General features: G+C 34.3%; 26 protein-coding genes and 1 pseudogene. 21 read left to right on the forward strand and 6 right to left on the reverse strand.

The features are described 5' to 3' along the window. Positions 1 to 9 precede the first annotated feature (9 nt). On the forward strand, positions 10 to 555 hold the full coding sequence (locus ACQV18_RS02945; RefSeq protein WP_428874059.1) for a hypothetical protein: 546 nt from the start codon (positions 10 to 12) through the stop codon (positions 553 to 555). A gap of 66 nt (positions 556 to 621) precedes the next feature. Continuing rightward, positions 622 to 1,401, forward strand: coding sequence for a dimethylarginine dimethylaminohydrolase family protein (locus ACQV18_RS02950; protein ID WP_428876349.1), 780 nt, complete (start codon positions 622 to 624; stop codon positions 1,399 to 1,401). Positions 1,402 to 1,488: 87 nt separating this feature from the next. Here ACQV18_RS02950 and ACQV18_RS02955 read toward each other — a convergent pair whose 3' ends face one another. After that, the gene (locus ACQV18_RS02955; RefSeq protein ID WP_428892540.1) at positions 1,489 to 2,118 is read right to left on the reverse strand and encodes a phosphatase PAP2 family protein; all 630 of its coding nucleotides are present in this window, start codon (positions 2,116 to 2,118) and stop codon (positions 1,489 to 1,491) included. Positions 2,119 to 2,274: 156 nt separating this feature from the next. On the opposite strand from ACQV18_RS02955, the gene ACQV18_RS02960 reads away from it, so the two are divergent. The 6 genes from ACQV18_RS02960 to ACQV18_RS02985 all read left to right on the forward strand — a co-directional run bounded on the left by ACQV18_RS02960 (position 2,275) and on the right by ACQV18_RS02985 (position 7,299). After that, positions 2,275 to 3,822 (forward strand): BCCT family transporter, encoded by a 1,548-nt coding sequence (locus ACQV18_RS02960; protein WP_428892541.1) that lies wholly within the window; start codon positions 2,275 to 2,277, stop codon positions 3,820 to 3,822. 110 nt (positions 3,823 to 3,932) lie between these two features. Next, complete coding sequence (locus ACQV18_RS02965) at positions 3,933 to 4,163, forward strand: hypothetical protein (protein ID WP_428874063.1); 231 nt, start codon at positions 3,933 to 3,935, stop codon at positions 4,161 to 4,163. A gap of 145 nt (positions 4,164 to 4,308) precedes the next feature. Then, complete coding sequence (locus ACQV18_RS02970) at positions 4,309 to 5,064, forward strand: SDR family NAD(P)-dependent oxidoreductase (protein WP_428874064.1); 756 nt, start codon at positions 4,309 to 4,311, stop codon at positions 5,062 to 5,064. Between the two features lie 11 nt (positions 5,065 to 5,075). Further along, entirely contained in the window at positions 5,076 to 5,813 is a 738-nt protein-coding gene (locus ACQV18_RS02975) for an SDR family NAD(P)-dependent oxidoreductase (RefSeq protein ID WP_428892542.1), read from the forward strand. 121 nt (positions 5,814 to 5,934) lie between these two features. Beyond that, complete coding sequence (locus tag ACQV18_RS02980; protein WP_428874066.1) at positions 5,935 to 6,549, forward strand: glutathione S-transferase family protein; 615 nt, start codon at positions 5,935 to 5,937, stop codon at positions 6,547 to 6,549. A gap of 288 nt (positions 6,550 to 6,837) precedes the next feature. Then, the gene (locus ACQV18_RS02985; protein WP_428874926.1) at positions 6,838 to 7,299 is read left to right on the forward strand and encodes a peroxiredoxin family protein; all 462 of its coding nucleotides are present in this window, start codon (positions 6,838 to 6,840) and stop codon (positions 7,297 to 7,299) included. 87 nt (positions 7,300 to 7,386) lie between these two features. On the opposite strand, the gene ACQV18_RS02990 is transcribed toward ACQV18_RS02985, so the two are convergent. The 4 genes from ACQV18_RS02990 to ACQV18_RS03005 form a co-directional block, all read right to left on the reverse strand. Next, positions 7,387 to 7,686, reverse strand: a complete 300-nt coding sequence (locus ACQV18_RS02990; protein ID WP_428874925.1) for an antibiotic biosynthesis monooxygenase family protein — start codon at positions 7,684 to 7,686, stop codon at positions 7,387 to 7,389. Positions 7,687 to 7,841: 155 nt separating this feature from the next. Next, the gene (locus tag ACQV18_RS02995; RefSeq protein ID WP_428892543.1) at positions 7,842 to 8,897 is read right to left on the reverse strand and encodes a hypothetical protein; all 1,056 of its coding nucleotides are present in this window, start codon (positions 8,895 to 8,897) and stop codon (positions 7,842 to 7,844) included. A 20-nt stretch (positions 8,898 to 8,917) separates the two neighbouring features. Further along, on the reverse strand, positions 8,918 to 9,622 hold the full coding sequence (locus ACQV18_RS03000) for a hypothetical protein (RefSeq protein WP_428892544.1): 705 nt from the start codon (positions 9,620 to 9,622) through the stop codon (positions 8,918 to 8,920). A gap of 67 nt (positions 9,623 to 9,689) precedes the next feature. Beyond that, complete coding sequence (locus tag ACQV18_RS03005) at positions 9,690 to 11,552, reverse strand: alkaline phosphatase (protein ID WP_428892545.1); 1,863 nt, start codon at positions 11,550 to 11,552, stop codon at positions 9,690 to 9,692. A 457-nt stretch (positions 11,553 to 12,009) separates the two neighbouring features. Here ACQV18_RS03005 and ACQV18_RS03010 point away from each other — a divergent pair, with 457 nt between their 5' ends. From ACQV18_RS03010 to ACQV18_RS03070, 13 genes and pseudogenes are all read left to right on the forward strand, one after another. Further along, positions 12,010 to 12,660: an alpha/beta hydrolase gene (locus ACQV18_RS03010; protein WP_428892546.1), complete on the forward strand. Its 651-nt coding sequence runs from the start codon at positions 12,010 to 12,012 to the stop codon at positions 12,658 to 12,660. Between the two features lie 485 nt (positions 12,661 to 13,145). Further along, on the forward strand, positions 13,146 to 13,424 hold the full coding sequence (locus tag ACQV18_RS03015; RefSeq protein ID WP_428874072.1) for a hypothetical protein: 279 nt from the start codon (positions 13,146 to 13,148) through the stop codon (positions 13,422 to 13,424). 224 nt (positions 13,425 to 13,648) lie between these two features. Beyond that, a pseudogene (locus ACQV18_RS03020) lies at positions 13,649 to 13,831 on the forward strand (helix-turn-helix domain-containing protein); the annotation flags it as partial. Then, complete coding sequence (locus ACQV18_RS03025; protein ID WP_428874073.1) at positions 13,821 to 14,678, forward strand: DNA adenine methylase; 858 nt, start codon at positions 13,821 to 13,823, stop codon at positions 14,676 to 14,678. The pseudogene ACQV18_RS03020 and the gene ACQV18_RS03025, both read left to right, overlap by 11 nt. After that, a complete protein-coding gene (locus ACQV18_RS03030; protein WP_428892547.1) occupies positions 14,656 to 15,972 on the forward strand; it encodes a type II restriction enzyme in 1,317 nt (438 codons plus the stop codon). Before ACQV18_RS03025 ends, ACQV18_RS03030 begins: the two co-directional genes overlap by 23 nt. 66 nt (positions 15,973 to 16,038) lie before the next feature. Then, the gene (locus tag ACQV18_RS03035; protein ID WP_428874075.1) at positions 16,039 to 16,389 is read left to right on the forward strand and encodes a DUF3847 domain-containing protein; all 351 of its coding nucleotides are present in this window, start codon (positions 16,039 to 16,041) and stop codon (positions 16,387 to 16,389) included. 602 nt (positions 16,390 to 16,991) lie between these two features. After that, entirely contained in the window at positions 16,992 to 18,329 is a 1,338-nt protein-coding gene (locus ACQV18_RS03040) for an aminopeptidase C (RefSeq protein WP_428876355.1), read from the forward strand. A gap of 323 nt (positions 18,330 to 18,652) precedes the next feature. Next, positions 18,653 to 20,308, forward strand: coding sequence for an ABC transporter substrate-binding protein/permease (locus tag ACQV18_RS03045; protein ID WP_428892548.1), 1,656 nt, complete (start codon positions 18,653 to 18,655; stop codon positions 20,306 to 20,308). Further along, positions 20,301 to 21,053, forward strand: coding sequence for an amino acid ABC transporter ATP-binding protein (locus ACQV18_RS03050; protein ID WP_428874917.1), 753 nt, complete (start codon positions 20,301 to 20,303; stop codon positions 21,051 to 21,053). The genes ACQV18_RS03045 and ACQV18_RS03050 overlap by 8 nt, the downstream gene beginning before the upstream one ends. 119 nt (positions 21,054 to 21,172) lie before the next feature. Beyond that, positions 21,173 to 21,913 carry a tRNA threonylcarbamoyladenosine dehydratase gene (locus ACQV18_RS03055; protein ID WP_428892549.1) on the forward strand — a complete coding sequence of 247 codons (741 nt, stop codon included), beginning with the start codon at positions 21,173 to 21,175 and terminating at the stop codon, positions 21,911 to 21,913. A 27-nt stretch (positions 21,914 to 21,940) separates the two neighbouring features. Next, positions 21,941 to 22,741 carry a TatD family hydrolase gene (locus ACQV18_RS03060; RefSeq protein ID WP_428892550.1) on the forward strand — a complete coding sequence of 267 codons (801 nt, stop codon included), beginning with the start codon at positions 21,941 to 21,943 and terminating at the stop codon, positions 22,739 to 22,741. 27 nt (positions 22,742 to 22,768) lie between these two features. Next, a complete protein-coding gene (locus ACQV18_RS03065) occupies positions 22,769 to 23,305 on the forward strand; it encodes a GNAT family N-acetyltransferase (RefSeq protein WP_428874914.1) in 537 nt (178 codons plus the stop codon). Positions 23,306 to 23,473: 168 nt separating this feature from the next. Continuing rightward, entirely contained in the window at positions 23,474 to 23,917 is a 444-nt protein-coding gene (locus ACQV18_RS03070) for a hypothetical protein (protein WP_428892551.1), read from the forward strand. Positions 23,918 to 23,978: 61 nt separating this feature from the next. On the opposite strand, the gene ACQV18_RS03075 is transcribed toward ACQV18_RS03070, so the two are convergent. Next, entirely contained in the window at positions 23,979 to 25,055 is a 1,077-nt protein-coding gene (locus ACQV18_RS03075; protein ID WP_428892552.1) for a YeiH family protein, read from the reverse strand. Positions 25,056 to 25,085 lie beyond the last annotated feature (30 nt).

Consider the following 25,085-nt stretch of genomic DNA (forward strand, 5'->3'; position numbering starts at 1 on the left):
CTGATTTATATGAATGAATTAGAATTAACTTTAAAAACAAATCAATTAGTAGAAATTTATTCTGAATTTAGTAACAAAAATGAAGAATATTTTTCACTTGGATACTTAATTGCAATTGAAGACGACTTCTCAACTCTAATTTCAATTAATGAATATGGAATGATTGAGAGTTTTCAATATAGGAAAAATGCATTTATATCCAATATCGTTTCTTCAACTTGCTATCTTAAAAATTTTAAAAAAATAATTGATTATAATAAATCAATTAATCTTTACGACCCATATTCACTGACCAAAGATTATGAACAACAATTTCAAGGAAAAGACCCAATCAATGAGCCTATCTTAGTGAATAAACAAGTATCTATTATAACTACCGAGAATGATTTTATACTTCAAGGTAGGATTATAGAAAAAACCAAGGAATCATTTGTTCTTTCTTCTTCAACAATCGATGATTTGACTGAAAATCAGTTATACGAAATCAAACATGAAGACATTGTCCTAATTGATTTGTTAAGTATTGATAACAAATTAATTGAACAAATAAAATAAATACAAGTCCTTGAATAAATACAATAGTGCCAACACATCAATAACTAAAAAAACAGGAGGAATTACATGTTAAAATTTTCGCATGCCATCGTTAGAACACCTAGTCAATCAATGTTAGAAGGTATTACGACTGGAATGTTCTCTAAAGAGCAACCAGTTTATGAAGATGCCTTGGTGCAACACGCTAACTATGTCAAAGCATTGGAAGAATTAGGAGTAAAAGTCACTGCTTTAGAGCCTTTAGAAGAATACCCTGATTCTTGTTTTGTTGAAGATCCAGCTGTGGTTATGGCAGAGTTTGCGATTGTGACTAATTCACCCAAAGAATCGCGTAATGGAGAAAAATATGAAATGAAAAAAGTACTTAAGGATTTCTATAAAGAAGATCAAATCTTTTACATTGAGGCACCCGGAACTATGGAGGGTGGAGATGTGATGCTAGTAGATAAGCATTTTTATGTGGGCTTATCCGATCGAACTAATCAAGAAGGGGCTAAACAATTTGACCAAATTGTGCGCCAGTTTGGCTATACTTCTTCAACGGTGTCGGTCACAGAAGGACTGCACTTAAAAGACTTTGTTATTTATTTAGAAAATAACAATATGTTAGTTAGTCCGGTGATGAATAAGGTCGAGGATTTCCAAAAATATAAGCGATATGTGGTTGAAGCGGAAGAACTCTATGCCATCAACAGTCTTTATATCAATGGGACGGTGCTGGTTCCTGAAGGTCACCCTAAAACACAAGCACATATTGAAAGTTTAGGTTATCCTGTAAAAGTAGTAAATACTGATGAATTTAAGAAAATTGACGGTAGCTTAACGTGTTTATCTTTAAGATTTTAAGCTAATTAAAAAAAGAGTCCTGCTCAATGTACCGACCCCCTAAAACCTTGTTCGGGTTTAAGGGTCAGTACAATTGAGCTGGCTTTTTTATTCAATCACATTCTTGTTTAAAATTAATTTTTGAGCTAAGACCACCCAAGCGAAACTAATCATCCAGCCGCCTATAATATCCGAAGGGAAATGTACTCCTAGATAAACGCGGGAATAACCAACTAGAAAAGTATAAATTAAACCTAAAGTTAAAATTTTATAAAAGTGCTTGCTACGCCAACATAAGACCATTATGGCAAAGACAGCGGTAGAACTAATCATAGCATGACCAGATGGGAAAGAATAAAAGTTTTCTTCGATTAAAAGATTGAGCAAATCTGGTCGGTCTCTTTGGAAAATCAACTTTAGAATTGTATTAATAACCAAAGTTCCCGGAATAGCTATCAATAGGAAGTGCATTTTATTAAAGGCTCTTTTTTTAAAAAGCATTAAAAGGATGATGGCGAAAAAAATTAAGACTGGTATGGCACTTGAAGAGTGGGTAATAAAGAGCATGATTTTGTCCATCAAGGGATTTTGAAGGTCGCGTACCCAGCTTTGAATGGGAGTATCGAAAGTTACCAATTCATTTTTTTTAATTTCTAAACCTAAATGGACAAAAAGTGTGGTCAGTATGGTGAAGATAAAATAAGCACTAGTAATTTTACCAATAATTTTTTTGGTCATAAGGGCATCCTTTCTATTGAATACTTATAAATATTAACTATATAAAATCTTGTCAAAAACAACAAGTCTTACGATGAAAAATGAGTAAATTTTACAAACAAAGTCAATTTTGATAGTATAAAAGCCCTGTTTTAAAATGAATTTAGGAGGAATAATTTGAAAAAGTTAAAAGAAATTTCAGTATATCATGCATCGCTTATAACGTCATTTTTATTAGTTATTTTAGGTATTTTTATTCCTAATGAATTAAGTGTTGGAACACAAATTTTAAAAGATCAGGTGGCAAACAATTTTGGTTGGCTTTATCTTCTACTCATTCCACTAATATTATTAGTTTGTATTTATTTCATACTTAGTCCCTTAGGCCAGATTCGCTTAGGAGAACCCGACTCAAAACCTGAATATTCGACCACTTCTTGGGTAGCTATGATGTTTTCCGCTGGTATGGGAATTGGGCTTGTTTTTTACGGAGCAGCAGAACCTTTGTCACACTTTGCTATTTCGACTCCGATTGCTCCAGCAGGAAGTCAAGAAGCGTTAGCGGATGCCTTTCGCTTTACTTTTTTCCATTGGGGGATACATGGTTGGGCGATCTATGGTGTGGTAGCACTTGCCCTAGCTTACTTTGGTTTTCGTAAGCAAGAAAACTACCTATTATCTCATACTTTAAAACCTTTACTAGGAAATAAAGCAACGGGCTGGATCGGAACAGTAGTGGATACAATAACGATTGTTGCCACTGTTATTGGGGTCGCAACTACTATTGGTTTTGGCGCAGCCCAAATTAATGGTGGGTTAAATTATTTGTTTAATATCTCTATTTCTAATAGTGTCCAAATTATTATTATAATTATCACAACGATCTTATTTATACTTTCTGCTATTTCAGGGTTAGGAAAAGGGGTTAAAATTCTTTCCAATTTAAACCTGCTTTTAGCGGGCTGTCTATTAGCCATTGTCGCTATTGTAGGCCCGACTGTCGGTGTTTTAAACACATTTACAGAATCATTGGGTAATTATTTACAAAATTTTATTGAAATGAGTTTTCGATCAGCCGCTTTTGATAGGGATAAGAGGGAGTGGATTAATACTTGGACTTTGTTTTATTGGGCATGGTGGACTTCATGGTCGCCCTTCGTGGGGATTTTTATAGCCCGTATTTCGCGCGGACGCACCATACGTGAGTTTTTAACGGTGGTACTTCTACTTCCTACGCTATTAAGTTTTATTTGGTTCTCTACTTTTGGAACTTTAGCAGCCAATGTTCAAATGAATATAGCCGACTTAACAGCTTTTGAACCCGAACAGTTGCTATTTGCAACCTTTAACTATTATCCTTTAAGCGGCCTTCTTTCTTTAGTGGCGATTATTCTTGTTGTCTCATTTTTTATTACGTCAGCGGACTCAGCGACTTTTGTTTTGGCCATGTTGTCGGAAGAAGGTAATATCAAGCCTAATAATAGAACTAAGATTACTTGGGGATTTACACTTTCAATTATTGCGGTTGTCTTACTATTGTCTGGCGGTTTACTAGCTATTCAAAATCTCTTAATAATCGTTTCCTTACCCTTTGTTTTCATTCTTATTTTAGTTATTTTATCCCTCATCAAAGAATTGAATCATGAACAAAGAGAAATGGGCTTAACCATTACACCAGACCGATTACCTAATTCAAACGATCCCTTTAAATCTTATGAAGATTAAGTGGGCGACTTATTTAAACTTCCTGTATCAGCAGGAGGTTTTTTTAAGCCGTCTGGTTTGCCACCGAATATGGATAAGAGGATGCTTTTAATAGAGAAGGAGGGGGTTAAATGGAATATAGTCGTGAAGAAAAAGATTTTGTAATTAGTTATTTAAAAGATCCGAATAGCTATCAAGATGCTTTTAAAAAAGAATTGCAAGCTTTTATAGAACTTACAGAGATCGGTGACTTATATATCAACACTTTATTACAGGAAATGCTTCAAGAAGATATGCTTCAACTGAATGACCCGCCCTATACGGAATTTAAATATAAAGGATTAAAATTATTTTTATCCTAACTGTTTAAAATTTTAACAAATGTATTTATAGCAACCCTAAGGACGTTTTTACGAGTCGCTTTATTAGCCAATTTTCTTAAAGTGGCGTATGATTAAAATATGCAGATGTTACAGATTCAAAAATAAATTATAAGGGGGAAATAGAATGGAGCGCTTAAAAGATAAAGTGGCAATAGTAACAGGCGGGGCTGGTGGAATTGGTTCAGCCATTGTCCGCGCCTATGCTAGAGAAGGGGCAAAAGTAGCAATCGTCGATCTTAATCAAGAAAAAGGCGAGGCTTTAAGCCGTTCTCTAAATGAGGAGGGATATAATACCTTCTTTATCAAGACTGATTTGACTAAAAAATCAGCCTTAGAAACGTGCATTCAAGGGGTTGTTGACCGCTATCATCAAATCGATGTGTTGGTCAATAATGCTCATGCTTCAAGGATGAAGAGCTTCTTAGATATTACAGAAGAAGATTTAGCTCTATCAATGGAGTCTGGTTTCTATGCTACCTTTTTCTTGAGCCAACTAGCTATTCCATATCTTAAAAAGACTAAAGGAAATATCATTAATTTTGGTTCAGGAGCAGCCATTAAGGGTGATAACCATCAAGGGGCTTATGTAGCAGCCAAAGAAGCGATTCGTGGGATTTCGCGTGTGATGGCGAATGAGTTTGGTAAAGATGGTATCAATGTGAATGTCATTTCACCTATAGCCTATTCTGAAGGTGTCGATGCTTGGCGTGCTGAAAACCCTGAATATTATGAAAAAGTCGTTCAAGGTATTCCACTCCAAAAATTTGGTGATATTGACAAAGATATCGCACCAGTCGCAGTTTTTCTAGCAAGTGATGAATCACGTTACATCACAGGTCAAACATTTATGGTCGATGGAGGAAGTATTAAATTATATTAGGAGGAAACAAAATGGAAAGATTAGAAGGTAAAGTTTTAATTATTACTGGCGGCGCTCAAGGGATGGGGAAAGTGCATGCAGAGGTCGCTTTAGCTGAAGGAGCTAAGGTTGTCATTACTGATATTAATGAAGAAAAAGGGAATGAAGTTGCTAAAGAACTTGGTAAAAATGTTCTATTTGTTAAACAAGATGTGACCAAGGAAAGTGACTGGAAAAAGGTAATTGATGCGACAATGGATAAATGGGGCAGGATAGACTCGCTCGTTAATAATGCAGGTATCACTTATAATATGAAAATTGAAGATGTTTCATTAGACGATTACATGAAAATTGTGAATATCAACCAAGTTTCCGTCTTTTTAGGTATTAAAGCCGTAACACCTATTATGAAGCAACAAAAGTATGGTTCTATAATTAACATTTCTTCTATGAATGGTTTAGTAGGTGGGGCGATCGGATATACAGACACTAAGTTTGCGGTTAGAGGAATGACGAAATCAGCAGCGAGAGAGTTATCTCCATATAATATAACCGTTAATTCTGTCCATCCTGGTGTAGTACACACACCAATGTTAGAACAACCGGGTGTTAAGGAAGCGGTTGATAAATTTAAAGAAACTATTCCTATGCGCCGAGTGGCTCAGCCTAAAGAAGTTTCTAATTTAGTTGTATTCTTAGCTTCCGATGAAGCAAGATATTCAACTGGATCTGAGTTTGTCATTGATGGAGGAGTTACAGCTGCTGTTTAAAATTAGTTAGTTACTAGCTTACTCTTATTTTAAAAGCATGCTATCGAATTCACTCAATTATTTCCTATGACACTTTTTAATGCTATAATATAATCAATAAAAAAAAGAAAGGTTTGATAAAATGTTGAAATTATACTATGCACCTGGTACTTGTTCCTTGGCTTGCTGGATCGCTTTAGAATGGTCTGGTCTTGAGTATGAAACCATTCGTGTGGATTACAATGATCCTGAGTATCGTAAAATTAATCCTTTAGGAATGGTTCCTGCTCTTGAAATTGGAGCCGATCGTCCGATGACTCAAGCAGGAGCAATTTTACAATACATTGCTAATTCCGTTCCAGAAAAAGATTTAGGACCTAATGAAGGGTTAGAAAATGTTTTTGAGTTTGATGAAACATCTCTATTCCTTTCTGCAGATATTCATCCATCATTCTGGCCGTTCTTTAACCCACAGCGTTATACAACATCTGAAGACATAGATGTAATTGAAATGGCTCGTGCGGCAGCACCTGCTCGTATTGATGCGAACTTCAAACATCTTGATGATATTATTGGTGATTCTAATCACCTCTACCAAAATAAACGTACTGTGCTTGATCCATTAGCATTCATTTTTGCAACTTGGACTAAGAATTTAGAAAAAACGTATAAAGACTATCCAAACGTTAAGCGTATGGTAGAACATCTTAAGGAAGATCCAGCTGTTCAAAAAGTTCTTACTGAAGCTAATGAGTAGGTCAAAAGTGTTGATATAAATTAAAAATAAGAGACATGAAATTAAATTCATGTCTCTTATTTTTAAACAAAAACATTATAACAATAAGCTTTGTAAATATTTAAAATGACTAAGCAATGAGTGGTAAGTTGTATGTATCAACTATTTAAAGTGTTTTATTAAAGTGGATATAAAAAGTTAATCCTTTAAGATTAATCATTAAACCACTTTATTGATTTAATAAAGCTGAAAGATAGTGATTTTTAAATAGTATATTGTTTAATCAGTGAAAGGAAAGAGATGAATTTTATGGCAAGTATTGAAGTCAATAAAAAGGCACCAGACTTTGAATTAGAAGATTTCGAAGGAAAGACAGTTAAGCTTTCAGCTTTCAGAGGAAGTAAAAATGTAATGCTTGTATTAAACAGAGGCTTTATATGACCTTTCTGCCGCAAGCACATGATGCAGTTGCATAAAGATTATAATCAGTTTGAAAAAAGAGACACCGCTATTGTCGTCATTGGTCCTGAAAACGATAAAAAATTCGCAGACTACTGGCATGAAAATGACTTAGAATTTTATGGTCTACCTGATCCAAACCATTCGGTATTAAAATTGTATGGTCAAGAAGTAAATCTTTTTAAGATGGGACGGATGCCAGCTCAAATGTTGGTAGATAAAAAGGGTGAGTTGAGATATATTCACTACGGTCATTCCATGAAAGATATCCCTGAAAATAGTGAGATGTTAGATTTGATAGATAGTTTATAATCAATTAACTAAATAAAGAGCAAACAGCACACATGCTGCTTGCTCTTTTGTTTCCTAATCCTATCGAATTATTTAAGATAACTTGGATTATTTTTTAGGCATTTTTTCGTCCTTTAGAATTTCTAATTTATGTGACTCCATCGATTCAATTTCACTGTCATCTGGATCGTCTAATTTTTTTCGATCTTCTGAATTTTCCCAATTTTTCCAATCTTCTTGTGATTTCCATGAGCCTAAAACCACAATTAAATCCTCTTCAATGCCTCTACTGATTGATAAATTAATGAAACCTGGTTGATCATTTATGATTTCACGATTCGATAATTTATTGATGATGCTTTCTGTTTTGCCTACTTTAGGTTTTATATGTTGCATAACTAAAAACATTCATACCATCTCCTTTATTTAAACATTAGCAAAGATGGTATTTATCTTCAATCGATTTGCTCAATCTAACAAGGGATTATTTGTAGTTGTTGATTATTTAATAGGGTTTGGCTGGATGGAAAATTTTAGAATTTAATTTTCGGTGACTTCAACTATTAATTCGTTTGCCATTCATTTGCAGAATAGCATCTATTATTATTTTCAATTTCATTTGCAACAAATAATTTGTGTCCATCATAAAAATATAAGATTTGGTCATTAATGAGCAAAGCAAATGTATGGGCACTTTCAGAATCTTTATTGACTTGACTAGGATCGATCAGTTCAAATTTAGTATCGGCAGGAAAACTGGCGTTGGTCTTCAAATGCATTGCTTGAATGACTTGAACAAAGTCATTACTATTTTTAAATTGAAGCTTAAAATCATTATAATCATCAAGATAGTGATCAAAAGTTTTTTGAAGAATTTCATATGTTTTCTTTTCAACTAGGAAAGCATCTTCATTTTTAAAACTTGTAGCTTTTAATGCGATTCTATTTTCTTGTTCATCATCTAGACCAATCAAATGGTTTACATCGATCACAATTTCATCATTTACTATATAAAGACCAAGGTCTTGATAAACCCTAGCATTTTGATAATTTTCTCGCAGATCATATGCCATTGATTGATAAGGATATAAGCTTTCGGGTTTGCCTTGATTATTTAATAGTACTACCGGTGACACCGTTTTACGAATTAAGCCTGAGCCTAAGCCACCTTCAAACTCTTTGAGACCTCCTGTCAAGATAACGAGGTCTTGATATGGAGCGAGTATAGATTCAATTGTTTCATTCTCATCTACGTAGAAACGTATACTTTCTCCTTTTTCTCGTTGTGTAAAATAGTAGGCCATATTAAATAAGCCACTTTCTTCGATTGAGACAATGATATCTAAGTTAAGATTCAATTTAGGAACTGTTGCTTGTGCTTGATATATACCAACGTACTTTTCAATTTTTTCTGGTGCTTCATATAGACTATCGTCAGGATTAAGAATTTTATCAGGGATAAAATTAGCCTTAATGTGATGTCCTTGGTGATGACCGTCTACTTTCATATGGTTTGTTTCTTTAACATCAGCTTCTGCTTGTGCGAAAGTGGCGTGTGGAAAAAGTAGATTAAGGGTTAAGGCAGTTAAAATTAATAAAGTAATAAATATTCTTTTCATTAGTTCACACCTTTCAGCAATTAGTTGGGTTTAATTCCGTCAATGTATTCATAAGTATTTCCATGATTATCTATTAATTGTCCAGACTGTTGCACAAAAGAAAAAATTTCTTCACCGAATAATTGGACGGTCCAATGATCGTTATTTACAGTGATAGTTGGGCAGGAAATAGTGAAATAATTATAATCATTTTTTTGTGTATATGAAATGTCAGGAATCGTTTGATTAATCAAGTCTAAGATATTTCTTTGTGTCATTTCAGGTGTTATCTGATCTACAATGGCTAGATAAACTTCTTTTAAGTTAATTGGAAGATTATTTTCTTTCTTATATCTCTCTTGAACAGATATAGAATAATTCTTAAGGTCTGGATAAGGGTAAGCATTAAATTCGAATAACCATTCTATAAATTCTTGATCAATGGTGTCATCGTGATGGTCTTTGTTTGATTTAATATCTTTTTCCACATCTTGCTGTTCATTATCATAGTTATCTTCATGGTCGTGTCCATAAACAGGGTGAGCATACCCTGATTCATCTTTAATATAGATGATTAATTGGTTTTCTTGAAAAAGCAATCCTTCAATACTACTTGCTTCAGGGGCTAGATAGTATCCGCTGAAAGGTAATTCTTTCATGCTTGAGCTTTCAGCTTTAACAAGAGAACAAGGTGAGAGTAGGGAAATAAACAAAAGGAAACTTGCTAAAATAGATTTAAGTTGCATAAGATTCTCCTTAAAGAATAAAAGCACAGCCTTATCTTAGCTGTGCTTTTTGTGACTAATGTATTAATTATTCAGCAGAGCTTTCAATTACTTCTTCAGGTTCTTCTTCAGAGTTACTGCTTTCTTCAGCCGATGAATCTTCAGAACTTTCCTCACTTGTTTCAGAATCTGAACTTTCTTCAACACTTTCTTCAGAAACTTCTTCTACTTCAACTGTTTCTTCAGAAGCTTCTTCTTTATCGTTTTCCTCAATAGATCCAGAAAACTTCTTTGTTACTTCTAAAGGAGCCATTTTAGTATCGCCACCTTCATATAATCCCATGGCTGCTAAAATCTTATAGGCAATATCTGTATTTTCAAAATTACCTTCAAACATTGCAGCGCCAGCACCGATTGCAAAAACTGGAACTTTCTCAGGTGAGTGGTCAACAGTTGTGAATGCTAAACCAGCTTTACGTGCTAATAGACGTGTAGCAGCGATTGATAATGGTTCATATGCATGGTAGCCTTTGATAATATCTGCTTGACCCAGATTACGTTCTTCATATGGTTTCATTGTTTGTTCGAAAGCATAACGTAATTCTGCCAATTCATAAGGTGTTACTAACATTAAGTCTTTGGCTTCTTCTTCACCTTCTTCAGCCGCTTTCTCGACTTCGCCAGCAGTCTTCACAACTTCTTCTGCTTCCAGGTCAAAGATAAATCCGAAGTTTTCTTCTAGTAATGGAACAGCATCTTCAAAAGTCATTTCTGGATTTTCTTCTTTGGCCTTAGCAAAGATTACATCAAATTGTTCTTGAGAAACTTTTTGATTGTCTAGTAAATGGAAGTAAGAGTTATAACCTGTTTCCGAGTTTCCGATGGTGAAACCGCCGGTAGGATGATCAGCAGTTACAACGATTAAAGTTTCTTCAGGATGTTCATAGTAGAAATCAATTGCTTCTTGGATAGAGTCTTGAAAGTCAATCACTTCTTTAATAGTTGTTGCGGCATCATTAGCGTGCTCTGCCCAGTCAATCTTACCAGATTCTGTCATCATGAAGAAACCTTCTTCGTTAGCGCTTAGGACTTCAATTCCTTTAGCGACCATATCTGCTAATGTAGGTTCACCTTCTTGTCGATCAATCGCATATTTCATAGAAGAACCATCTGATTCAGAAAGAACAGATGCAGGTGCATAAACTTTCTCAGTGTCAGCAGTAATAGTATCGAATTCTTCTTGAGTATCTGCTACCATATATCCTTTTTCTTCTAATACCTCGTATAAGTCTTTTTGATCATCTTCAGCACCTGTTCGCTTACCAAGAGAACCCCCTGCAAAATATTCAAAGTTTGAAGCAGCCATTTGTTCACCAATTTCGTAATAATTTCTACGGTGTTCAACGTTTGAATAGAAGGCAGCAGGAGTCGCATGATTTAAAGTTACTGTCGATAGGATACCAACGGCTTTTCCCTGAGCTTGAGCTTTTTCAGCAATTGATTCTGTTTGTTCGGTATAGCCAGGTGTTAGACCAATGACGTTTGAATCAATCTTTACGCCATTTCCAAATGCGGTAGCAGTACCAGCAGAGTCCGGAACATAATGGTCAGCATCGGTTGGATTTTGCAGACCAACAACAGGAAATTTAGCAAAATTTAACGGTTGAGCGACTGCTTGACCGTTACCTTCGTCACCATTATCTGGACCTAAGTAATATTCAGCCGCAGAAACAGGGATATTTCCCATGCCATCTCCGATAAATAAGAAGACATATTTTGCTCGGTTTTTAGAAATAAGAGATAAATCTTCAGTTAACGCACGGCCTTCTTCCAAGGTTGCTACTGGAAGTTCCGACCATTGACCTTCTTCTTGTTTAGCAAAAGTCATTGTAGGGGCACATACTGACATTAATACAGAAGCACATAATGATAGAATTACTGTTTTTTTCATTGGCTCAATCCTTCTTTATAATTTATTGATGATTTATTCATCTAGATATAAGTTAGCAGAGCATTGTAAATTTTTAGTAAATTCTAAGTAAAAGTAAGGTAAATTTTCAACAATTTATTAAGAAATGACTCCAAATTGTACAAAAGAGAATAAGATTGTTGCAACAAGAGTACAAAGATGAATAACTGGTATATCAATAGGCTACTAGACCAACATAAATGATAATAGCTACGGTATAAACAAGCTAAACACAGCAACTATTACTATGTTAAAATGTAATTATTATTATTTGTTTATAAGTTGAGTTAAAGTCCCCATAAATTTATGATTTTTATCCATTGAGCAAGTTTGTGGAACATTCAAAACACTTTGAAAGTTGTCTTAGTATCGCTGTATAATTAATTTATGTATTTAACCACTTTAACAATCTGTCTTTGATAAGATTAAGGAGAGCAATATGTTAGAAGAATGTATCTATTTTATTAATGGTTTTGGTGGCATGAAGGAAGAGAGTGAAATTTTTTTGAAATTATTGTCTAAAAAAGGCTTAGGAGTAAATTATCTCTATTTACCCGGACATGAAGAGGCCTTTAATGACAATGTAGTAGCTAAAGAAGACCTGATTAACTTTTATAAGGATACTATCGGGGAGAAACCATCTGTTATAATAGGGCATTCTATCGGGGGTGAAATAGCTGCTTTTCTAGCTGCACATTTAAGTAATATTACTAAAGTCATTTTACTTGATGGAGGGATTATCTCAAGTGAAGATTTTGGAGTATCACTGGAAGATGAACTGATCAATGCAAAACAGATCCTATCTAGCGGTAATTATAAATATATGAACGAGGAGAGCGTTTTGAATCTTTTGAGTCTTAATCATTCGATTCAGTTATCGATTACTAGTAAAGCATATAAAACACCTACATTGCTTCTGATTAGTGATCTTCAAGAGGTTTTACCGACCAAGCTAAAAAGATCTAAAAATTTAAATGATAATATAAGCATGAAAATTATCGAAAACGCGAGTCATACTATCTATCAAGACCAACCTGAAAAAATAGCTGAAGAAATTGCTAGTTGGCTGAATATGACTAATTGTAAATAGCTTAAATTATCCTGGTCTTTGTTTGGCAATGATCCGATCTATAGGATATGCTGACATAGGTAATAAGAGGAGACTTGGTATGGAAATCATTAATGCGACTGCTGAAGTTGATCCATTATTTGTAAATGGGCAGTTTCAAATCAGTTTATGAAAGAATATATGGATAGATGGTTAGCCAACTATCAGGATTTACTGTCTGATGACGCCAAAAGAGTGTTTGTTGGTGGGAAGTATAGCTTTTAAACAATTATTTCCCCATTAAAAAAAGGACTTTTTCAGAAAGCAAAAAGCGGTTCAAAGTAGTAGACTCATTTAGGCAAGTAACTGGGGGGTTAAATAAAAAAGTTATTCAAGCATTTGGCAAAGAGCTAGATTTTACAATTATGCTTTATTTAGGTTTATGTAATGGGGCAGGTTGGGTGGTAGAACTGGACAGAAGAACTTATATTCTAGTGGGAATTGAAAAAATGATCGAATGAGATTGGATGAGTAAAGACCGTATGTATGGACTTATTTTTCAAGAATTAGGGCATATCTATCATCAACAATATGGTAATTTTGACCAATTTGAGCAAGGTGAAAACTATTTTTTATGGTTACTCTTTACCGAAGGAATTGCAATGTATTTTGAGCAAGTTTTAGCAGGAAATTTGAATTATTTTCATCAAAAGACTAATGGATGGTTAGAATGGTGCAATCTTCACTTAACGACTATCAACAAAGATTTTGATAATGATATCAGAAAAATGACCACTGAGAATTAAATTTTCTTTGGTGACTGGGCGAGCTATCGATTTAGAGTAGTTTGAAGTGGTACACGGAAAAGAACAGGACTATCTCAATAAACACTAACGCGAACGAAAGTAAAGAACACTGTAAAATGATTTATATGATGAAATGTGGTATAATTAATGAAAATAACCTTTAAGAAATGAGAGGAGATTTTATGGCTATAAGTTATAAACCTTTGTGACATTTACTTGTTGAAAAGGATATGAATAAAGAAGATTTAAAAAGAGCAGCTAATATAACTAGCAATATAGTTGCAAGAATGGGAAAGAACTCTTATGTAAATTTAGAGTCTATTGAAAAAATTTGCCTTGCTTTGGATTGTAATATTGATGATGTTGTGGAAATATATAAGGAAAAGGAGGGCGACCATGTCAAGTAAAAATGTTATATTAGCACCTATTTTAAAATGGGTTGGTGGAAAAAGACAATTATTAGATAAAATAAACCCTCTTATTCCAAGAAAAATTACAACATATGTGGAACCATTTGTTGGTGGTGGAGCAGTTTTATTTGATCTACAACCTAAAAAAGCTGTAATAAATGATTATAACAGTGAATTGATTAATGTTTATAAGGTGGTCAAAGATAATCCAGATGAATTGTTAGCTTTATTAGAGGAGCATGATAAGCTAAATAATGAAGAATATTACTATAAAGTTAGAGAATTAGACAGAAATAAAAACTATGAAAAGATGAGTGAAGTTGAAAAAGCTGCTAGGATTATTTATCTAAATAAAACTTGTTTTAATGGTCTATTTAGAGTTAATCAAGCTGGGCAGTTTAACTCACCTTATGGGAGATATAAAAATCCAAATATTATAAATAAACCAGCCATATTGGCTATGTCCACATATTTTAATAAAAATAATATAAGGATATTAGAAGGAGATTATAAACAAGCATTAAAAGGCTTAAGGAAAGGTGCGTTTGTTTATTTTGACCCGCCTTATATGCCAATATCCACATCTTCATCTTTTACTGGATATACTGAAAATGGTTTTTCACAAAAAGAACAAATAGAATTAAAAAAAGAATGTGATAAACTGAACGAAAGAGGTATAAATTTCCTGTTATCTAATTCAGATCACCCTTTAATAAGAGATTTATATAAAGATTATGAAATTATAACAGTTAAGGCTCGTCGTTCTATAAATAGTAATGGTAATAAACGTGGCGAAATAAATGAGGTATTGGTGCGTAATTATGGCAAAGATAAGTGCAAATGATGCGTGGAAAAAGTTATTTGATAAATATGATATTGTTAACGAAATAGAAAAAAATGGCTTTTTTAATATAAAAGCAAGTGAAATAAAAGAATTTAAAGAACCTAGGTTAATGGCTAAATGGGATAGTTCTGAGTCATTACCAGCTATATTTAAAAAACACAATATTAATATTTTACCAACAAGTAGAGGTTCATACATTTTAAGTGACTTTAAATTATATGAAGAAATACCAGAGCTTACAGAACATATTACTAAAATGCAACGAGTAGAGATACCAGAATTTGAAAGTATAGATATAGAAAATATTAATTCTGAATCAAATGCAATTAATGTACTATTACTTTCTAATATCTTAGATGATTTCTTAAATGAAGATGATTCAGTTTCAACTTTTAATGGAAGGATGGGTACAGGAAAATTTGATTTTTTTGTTGATAGAACTTCAAAAAAACCGTTAAATGTTTTTGTGGAAAATGCTCAATGTGAAATAGATGGTGGATTGGAAAATGCTAATTCTGTTGTAATAATCGAAGCAAAAAATGTTGTATATCCTGACTTTCATATTAGACAACTTTATTATCCATATAGATTATGGAAAACTAGGGTGGAAAAGCCAATAAGATTAGTATTCTCAATCTACAGTAATCAAATTTTTAGATTATTAGAGTATAAGTTTAATGAACTTAATAATTACTCCTCCATTCAATTAGTAAAAGAAAAGAGCTATTCTTTACAAGATACAGAAATTAATAATAATGATTTGCTAAAAGTGTTTGAAAAAACTCAAGTTAAAACTGATGATAACCAAATGAATACAGACATACCCTTCATACAAGCTAATTCTTTTGAGAGAGTTATATCTTTATTAGAAATCTTACAAAATAATAATGAAACAACTGAAAGCATTGCTGAAATAATGCAATTTGATTTAAGACAATCAGATTATTACTTTAATGCAGGTAGATATCTAGGTTTATTTGAAAAACTCGATACAGTTGATGAATTAGATAAAGCAATAGTTGAAATAAGACTTACTGCATTAGGTAAAAAAATTGCAAGTATGAAATATAAGGAACGTCAACTTAAAATAGTAGAGTTAATATTAGAACACAAAATTTTTAATGAATTCTTTTTTGGAATTTATACAACTGGGAATTTCCCAACTAAAGCTGATATACAAGATAAGATGAGGCTATATAATGTTTGTAATGAAGGACAAATAGTAAGGCGTTCGGGCTCTGTGTTAGCATGGCTAAAATGGATATTTAAATTAACAAAAATTGAAATGATATAAAAAAGTGACTAAGAAAATAATATTCTAGTCGCTTTTTTCATGCCCAATTTTAGGAGGAGATAAAAAATGGGAAGCACAAAAAGATTAAATCTATTAAAAGATGAGATAGAAAACTTATTAGATGAAAAGGAAAAATGTGAACTTGAACTTGAGCAATTAAAAAATCAAGAGAAGAAAATCAAAAGACAGATTAGTCAGAAAGAAAGTAAGAAAAGGACAAAAAGATTAATAGAAAGAGGGGCGATTTTAGAAAGCTATATTGAAAAAGACAAACTAAATGAATCTGACTGTGATAAGTTCATAGAAAACTTAGCAAAATATGCAAAGATTAAAGAACTGAATCGATATATCTTAAATCAACTAATAGATAAAATATACGTCTATGACCTAGTAGAAGAAGTTGGAGAAATCACATAGAAAGTAGAAATACATTACAAGTTTGTAGGAAGTTTAGAATGAACCACCTTGAACAGTTCTAAAGAGGTAGACCCGATTGTGGATATCCAGGAGCACTTTTTGTACAATATATCTGATCTAAGGTTCATTTCAATCAAGTGGGGGGGTTGTGGCTGGAATTTTTAAATTGTAGCTATATTCGATGACTGATCATAAAGTATGTTGTGACTTAGCAAGGTATAGACTGAAGGGTATTTTAGGTTAACCTAAAAATTTATTGCAAGCACTCTAATTTTGTTATAAAATATTATTAGGGAATGGCTGTAGCTTTATATAATTAATTAAGTTTAATGGTGGCACTGAGTTTTTATATAGTAAGTTTAGAAGCCTATTTAATCGCTAATTCTATATAAATTCTTAAGGGATTTAAGCTTTGAAGGCCAGTCCTATATCTTATTAATTAGTTAAAATGATTAGTTATTAAAGGAAGTGGTGTGAATAGTAGTGATTATTTTTTAAGCTATTCTTTAGAAAAATATTTAAAGACTAGCCAGAATAAATGAAGAAGTTCTCTATTATTAGAATGGACTCTAAAAAATCTTATTTAAAGAAAGGAAATGACTATGACAATCAATCAAGAATTAATACAATCATTCAAAACAAAATATCAAGCAGAAACGATCAATCATGCAGTAGAAAATGCGGTAGCTAAAGTTGGGTTCAATCAAGCTTCATTTAATAATGAGGCCGTGAGAGACCATACCTTCGTTTTCTCCGATGAAACAAAAAGAGGCAAGATTACCGATCAGAAGAAAAGCGGTCGTTGCTGGATGTTTGCTGCCTTAAACGGTGCGCGTGTAAATACAATGGAAGAGTTAAATTTAGAAACTTTTGAATTTTCGCAAAATTATACCCTCTTCTGGGATAAGTTAGAAAAATCAAACTTCTTCTTGGATTCTATCATTGAAACGGTAGAGGAACCTTTAAATTCACGTGTGGTACAACATTTATTGCAAGCGCCGGTCGAAGATGGTGGACAATGGGATATGTTCACAGCCTTACTACAAAAGTATGGTTCAGTTCCTAAATCGGTAATGCCAGAAACTTACCATTCTTCTAATACTTATGAAATGGTAGCAATCATTACTAAACGTTTAAGAGCCTTTGCTAAAGAATTAAGAACGGCTTATCAAAATAAGGCTTCAAAAGAAGATTTGAAAGCAATGAAAGAAGATATGCTGTATGTTATATACAACATCTTAGTTAAAGCCTTGGGACAGGTTCCAGAGAAGTTCTCTTACAGTTACCGCGACAAGGATGGAAAATATCACCGTATTGAAGACATCACACCACAAGATTTCTTTAATAAGTATGTGGGTTGGGATTTAGAAGGTAAAGTCAGTGTAATCAACGCACCGACTGAAGATAAGCCTTTCGGACGGGCGTTCACTGTTAAATATTTAGCCTCTGTAGCCGAAGGCCACCCGATTACTTATATTAATGCACCAATTGAAGTGCTTAAAGAAGCTGCAATTGCTTCAATCAAAGATGGCAAGCCAGTTTGGTTTGGTTGTGATGTTGGTAAGATGAGTGATCGTGAATTGGGTATTATGGATAAAGACTTATACGAATATGAGGCTATCTTAGCTGAAGCGCCTCAATTAAATAAGGCTGAGCGCTTAGATTATGGGGAGAGTTTATTAACTCACGCCATGCTTTTAGTAGGTGTGGACCTAGATGCTGATGGTAAACCAGTCAATTGGAAGGTTGAGAACAGTTGGGGTGAAAAATCTGGCGATAAAGGTATCTTCTCAATGAGTGATCAATGGTTTGACGAGTATAACTATCAAGTGACTGTTGATAAGAAATACCTTGATCAAAAATGGCTAGATGCTCTTAATCAACCAGTCATTGAATTAGAACCATGGGATCCAATGGGATCTTTAGCTGATTGGAACTAAGATGATCCAGTTTAAAATAACCCCTAAATTTAATAATTAAATATAAACAAATAACTCCTTAGATCATGAAGACAGTATAATTTGCAGAGAGCATTATACATGTGTAATTATGAATCAAAGGAGTTTTTTGATCTGTTTTTTTAGAAAAAATAGAAATACTATTACAAAAAATATTAACATTTCGATCTGTCTTATTAAGAAGCTTTAATAATAGTCTATACATTCCACATTTTTTAATAATAGTCTATACATTCAAAACTTGACCAAATTTACTATAAAAGGTATATTTATTTTTTATAGTAAAAATTACGAGGAGGATCAGAATGGAACAGAATCAAGGACTGTTTAAAAAGCTCAGTGTCTTAATCTTAATGTTTATATTGCTTTTGCCTGTTAAAATGATTGTAGGTGCTGAAGATAAGAAGTTATCAACTATTAATAGTGAACAGATCCAAGAAGGACTTGAAGATCCTGGTGTTTTAAAAGTAGGAATGGAAGCTAATTATTCACCTTTTAACTGGTCGCAACCTTCTCTAGTAAATGGAGCGCTCCCTATTTCTAACTCTAAAGGAGAGTTTGGCAATGGCTATGATGTCCACATCGCACAAGAGTTAGCGCAACAGTTAGGTTTGGAATTAGAAATTGTAAAATTAGAGTGGGATGGTCTACCTCCAGCTTTAAATTCTGGTAAGGTAGATGCTATCATTGCTGGCATGTCGGTCACACCAGAGCGTAAGAAGGAAATTGACTTTTCTGATAATTATTATGAAAGTCAGATGGTCCTGGTAGTTCGCAAAGATTCTGATTTTGTCGATGCTCAATCCATCGAAGATTTTTCAAACGCTAAAGTAACCGCTCAGCTAAATACCTTCCATTATGGCTTAATCGATCAAATACCTAATGTCCAGAAAGGGACAGCTTTGGATTCTTTTCCAACCATGATTTCTTCCGTCCTATCAGGTAAAATTGATGCTTATTTATCGGAAGAACCAGGAGCCATGGCTGCTGTAGCTGCTAACACCGACTTAACTTATGTAAAATTTACTAAAGAGAATGGCTTTGATCTGAGTCAGGTAGATACAGGAATCGCGATTGGTTTACGTAAAGGAAGTCCTTTGGTGGAACCAATTAATCAAGTTTTAAGTCAGATTGATGAAGAGGAACGGATAGCATTGATGAAAGAAATGGTAGAACTCAATCAAAGTCAAGAAAACCTTAGCTTTTGGCAAGATGTTCAGGCTTTGTGGGCTAGTTACGGTAATCAATTTATTCGTGGTGCCTTGAACACTCTATTCATTGCGCTGTTTGCAACCATTGTGGGGTCCGTGATTGGACTCTTGATTGCAGTGATCCGTTCGATGAAGGACTTGTTCCAAAAAGGTCGCCCTTCTTATTATTTGTTTAAAGTAGTTGATTTTCTTTTAGTTACCTACATCGAAATTTTTAGAGGAACACCGATGATGGTTCAAGCCATGTTAATTTTTTATGGTCTAAAACTTTTCTTTGATATTGATCTTTCTTCAATGACAGCAGCTTTATTTATTGTTTCAATTAATACAGGTGCCTATCTATCTGAAGTCATGCGTGGAGGTATTCAAGGGGTGGATAAGGGACAATATGAAGGGGCCAAAGCAATTGGTATGACCCATGGTCAAACCATGCGACATGTGGTATTACCGCAAGCTGTCTTATCGATTCTACCAACTTTAGGAAATGAGTTTGTGATTAATATCAAAGATACTTCCGTTTTAAATGTTATAGCAGTGACAGAATTGTTCTTTGTTTCCAAGTCTGTCGCAGGATCGACTTATCAGACTTTCCAGACCTTCTTGATTACCTCAGTGATTTATTTTGTTTTAACGTTTACGACCACTCGTATTTTAAATTTAATTGAGAGAAAGGTGTCAGGTTCTCATTCTTATACAGTTGTTCAGTCTTCATCCACAGAAGCGGTCAAGGGGGTGAAAACACATGACTAATGAAAATAAAATCTTAGAGATTGCTCACTTATCTAAAAAATTTGGGGACAACTTAGTCTTAAAAGACATTGATTTTAGCGTGAAACAAGGAGAGGTCATCTCTATTATTGGCTCTTCAGGTTCAGGAAAATCAACCCTTCTGAGATGTCTCAATCTTCTAGAGCAACCGAGCGGAGGGGATATTCTTTATAAAGGCAAGTCAGTGATGACCAATCATTACCCTTTGAATCACTATCGAGCAGAAGTGGGAATGGTTTTCCAACAGTTTAACCTTTTTAATAATATGAATGTTTTGAAGAATTGTGCCATTGGACAAGTTAAAATCTTGGGACGGACAAAAGAAGAAGCAGAGCAAATTGCTATGGCCAACTTGACTAAGGTGGGCATGGCTCCTTATGTCAATGCGCGTCCTAAACAATTGTCAGGTGGACAACAGCAAAGAGTTGCTATTGCTCGGGCTTTATCAATGGATCCAGAATTATTACTGTTTGATGAGCCGACTTCAGCGCTTGACCCAGAAATGGTAGGAGAGGTATTAGATACCATGACCCAATTAGCAAGAGAGGGTCTGACAATGATAGTAGTGACTCATGAAATGGCTTTTGCCCGTGATGTTTCTAGTCGGGTTGTTTTTATGGACAAAGGTGTAATTGTGGAAGATGGCTTAGCCCAGCAAGTGATTAATGAGCCCCAACATGAGCGAACTAAATTGTTCCTAAGTCGTTTTCATAAAGAGCAAATGTAAAAATTAATAGACCTAAAAGAGGTGATCTTTATGACCACCTCTTTTAATAAGATCTAATTAGAGCGATGGTGTTATAATAAAAAAGCAGCTAATAAACTTAAAAGATTAAGGATGATGTTATGGAAACAAAAATACCAACAAGACTCTCAAGGGTGAGCCTGCTCTTAAAAGAAGAGGGCCTAAGTCGGTTAGCTCAATCAAGAGTGGTAGTATTGGGGCTAGGCGGAGTAGGTTCTGCTTGTGCTGAGGCGTTAGCTCGAGGAGGAGTAGGCTATTTAACGATAATTGATGGAGATATTATTGAAGAAAGCAATATTAATCGTCAAGCTTTAGCCTTTTCATCAACCGTGGGTAAGGTTAAAGCAGATGTTATGAAAGCGATGATCGCTGAAATCAATCCGGACTGCCAAGTGGATGCCCGTCAAATATTTCTAACCAAAGAAAATATTGAGGAAATTTTAACTGATCTAGCAGGAGTGGATTATATAATTGATTGTATTGATACTATCTCTCAAAAATTAGAAATTGCAGCCTTTTGTCAAAAAGAAAAATTGCCCTTAATTTCATCTATGGGGGCAGCGAATAAATTAGATCCGACTTACTTAAACTTTAGTAAAATAGAAAAGACCTCTTATTGTCCCCTTTCAAAGATTATACGTCTAGAGTGCCGTAGAAGAGGCATTAAAAATTTAGAGGTTCTTTATTCTAATGAACAACCCTTCAAAGTTGAAAATCCTACTGGCAATACAAAATCACAAACCTTAGGTTCGATGAGTTATATGCCACCAATTATGGGAATGATGCTAGCAGGAAAAGTGATCCGACGTTTGGCAGGGAAGGAAGAATATAAAGTTTGGTAAATTGAAGTAAGAAGGAGAGGAGAGACTATGAATTTATTAGATAGTCACTATCACTTTGATTTTATAAAAGACCAACAGGCTCGTCAGTTATTTTTAGAAACAATTGCTAAAGAAAAGCTTAAAATTGTGGCTCAAACTGTCACACCCTCAGGTTTTATTGAGTTAAAGGATAGCCTCAAAAAAATGGATTGTGATCAAAAGTTTCTGCCTTATTTATCTTTAGGTTTTCATCCTTGGTGGATTAAGTCTAAGGAACAAGCGAATAAGGAGTTAGCTATCTTTCAAGGGGAATTAGACCAATCTCTTTTAATAGGAGAAGTCGGTTTAGATTTTTCGACCAATGGATTGGAAAAAGCGGATGAGGACTTACAGATTTATGTTTTCTCAAACATTCTATCACTATTAGCTGAGCGTTTAGATAATCATTATGTGTTATCAATCCACGCAGTACAATCAGCTTCAAAAGTATTGGACTTAATAGAAAGTCATTCTGCTAAGAATATTACGGCAATTTTACACCGCTTTAATGGAACCAGTGATCAATTAACCAGACATCGAGATCAAGGAGGTTATCTATCTGTTCATCCGACGATGTTAAATACAAAAAAAGGACGCGCCTATGTTCAACAAATAGCTGGAGATCACATTTTACTTGAGAGTGATTGGCCAACGGAGGATAAGATTATTTGTGATAGAAAAGAAGTTCAGCATATGGCTACATCTTTAAAAGAACTTCTTAGGCAAACCGTCATAGATTTATCAGCCATCCGACAAGAAGAGATGGGACCAGTTATCGCTAGGACGCAAGCCAAAATTTATAAAGTATAAAATCACTCTGAAAGGGATAAGCCTAATATGAATATCGAACTTGTTAAGTTAGAGAAAAAACATCAGCTACTATTAATTGAGATGATCGAAGAATGGAAAGAAGATATAGAAAAAAATCAAACAGATGGTTCGCCATCGGCCATCTTTCGTCATGATCCACATGATTTTGGAGGATATATTAAGAGTATAGAAGATAAAGAAGCTGTACACTCAGACCGTGTACCGGATTCGACCTTTTTTTGTCTCGACCGCAATCGGAATGTTTTGGTAGGGGCAGTGAATATTCGCCATTATTTAAATGATGGCCTTTTACTAAAGGGTGGACATATAGGAGACGGTATTCGACCGAGTGAGCGACGCAAAGGTTATGCCACAGCAATGATAGGATTAGCACTAAAAGAGTGTAAACGAATCGGTATAAAAAGGGTTTTAATGATTTGTAATAAAGAAAATATTGGGTCCGCGAAATCCATTCAAAAAAATGGTGGCGTTTTAGAAAATGAAGTAGTTTATCCTGATGGCACTGTCGATCAAAGGTATTGGATAGAGCTAAGGGATGAATAATGAAGTATTATCTTTTCAAAAATTGTTCTATTTTTTGAGGATACTTAACTAGAAAATGATGTGTTAAAGACAAAGTATGTGGTGAATCGTTAAAAACAACTTGCAAAGGGCTTAAGGTATTTGTTAGAGTAAAAAAGTTAAAAACACAATTAGAAAGGTGACATTATTTTGCATTCGATAAACTTTGAAACATTTAAACGCTTTGCTTTTCCCGTTCATCTTGGAATTATCATGCCCTTAATTATGACTGCCATGCAGGGGCAAGTCGTATTCCCTGAAATGTTAGTTAAATTATCTGTTCTTTTACCCGTTTCAGTAATTCTTGGGGCGTATCTTCTTGATATACCAAAAATGTCTGAGCAATTCAATGAATTACTAGGTATCCAGCATCCAGAATGGTTAAAATTCGTAGTGGGACAATTCCCACCCGCCTTGATCTTTTCTTTTGTCATGGGCTTTCTTGGAGTATGGATGGAAGCGGGCATAAACGGCCAAGCTTTTTTGGATGTTTTAAAGGGGCTTCCCTTAACAGTTTTTATCTCTATGATTATTCAAATGCTCGTGAGCCTATTGATTGATAAGGGCTATCAAAAATGGTTCTTTTCAAATTAAGCAGTTAATTAAATAGAAAAGAACGGTTAACTAGATAATTCTACTAGTTAACCGTTTTTGATTAAGGAAGATTACTATAAAAAGTAGCGGTTAGAGCTTGAACGGTTAGTGAAACGAGACTGATAGCTATCCAACAAGAGAGGCCAAGTAAAATGGGTTTCTTTCCTTCTCTAATTAGTTCACTTAATTGAGAGTTTAACCCGATAGCCGCCATAGCCATACTGATAAAAAATTTAGCGAGAGTTTTTATCAGGGGAACAAACTTTTCGACGTAACTATAGGTAAATGCATTTGTTGGAAGAAGGTCCACTATGGAAGTGACTAAGGCAGCTAAAATAAAATAGAGAATAAATGTAGGAAGTAAGTGAAAAATAGTGGCTTTTGCGTGTTCATTTTCCTTACGAGCTTGCATCAAAGATAGACCTATCGTAATGGGAATAATGGCTAGTGTTCGTGTTAATTTGACCGTTACTGCAGCAGATAGGATGCCTTCCACTTGATAGAAGCTTTCTGCTGTCGCTGCTGCGGCAGTCACTGAAGAAGTGTCATTAACTGCAGAACCTGCGAAGATAGCAAAACCTTCTGTTCCTAATCCTAAGTTATAACCTAAAGTAGGGAAAATCAAAGCAGCCAGTACATTAAAAATAAAAATAATTGAAATAGCCTGAGCAACTTGCTTATCATCTGCTTCAATAACTGGAGCAGTGGCTGCAATTGCAGAACCTCCACAAATAGCTGATCCGACCCCAATTAAAGTCGCTAATTTCGTTTCCATCTTAAATTGCTTATGAAAGAACCAAGCAACCAGTAGCGCAATCGAGATAGTAGCAACTATTACAGGTAAGCTTTTGCTGCCAACTTTAATAATCATTGAGAGGTTCAAGGAGAAACCTAATAAAACAACTGCCCATTGTAGGATATTTTTCGCTGAAAAGCGAATACCGAGATGAAAAATGGCATGATTAGCTAATTGGGGCTGAATGAGACTGATGATCATGCCTATTAAGATAGCAAAGACGGGTGCTCCAATAATCGCCAGTGAAAAGTTTCCAATCGATACACTAGCTAAAAGGCTAGCAAAAACAGCAATCAAGAAACATAAAAGAAGTCCTGGAAGTTTATTTTTTACTGAGTTCATGTAAAGAGATCTCCTTTAATTTTATATCAC

This window comes from Facklamia sp. P9177 (assembly GCF_050409585.1).
Classification (GTDB): domain Bacteria; phylum Bacillota; class Bacilli; order Lactobacillales; family Aerococcaceae; genus Facklamia.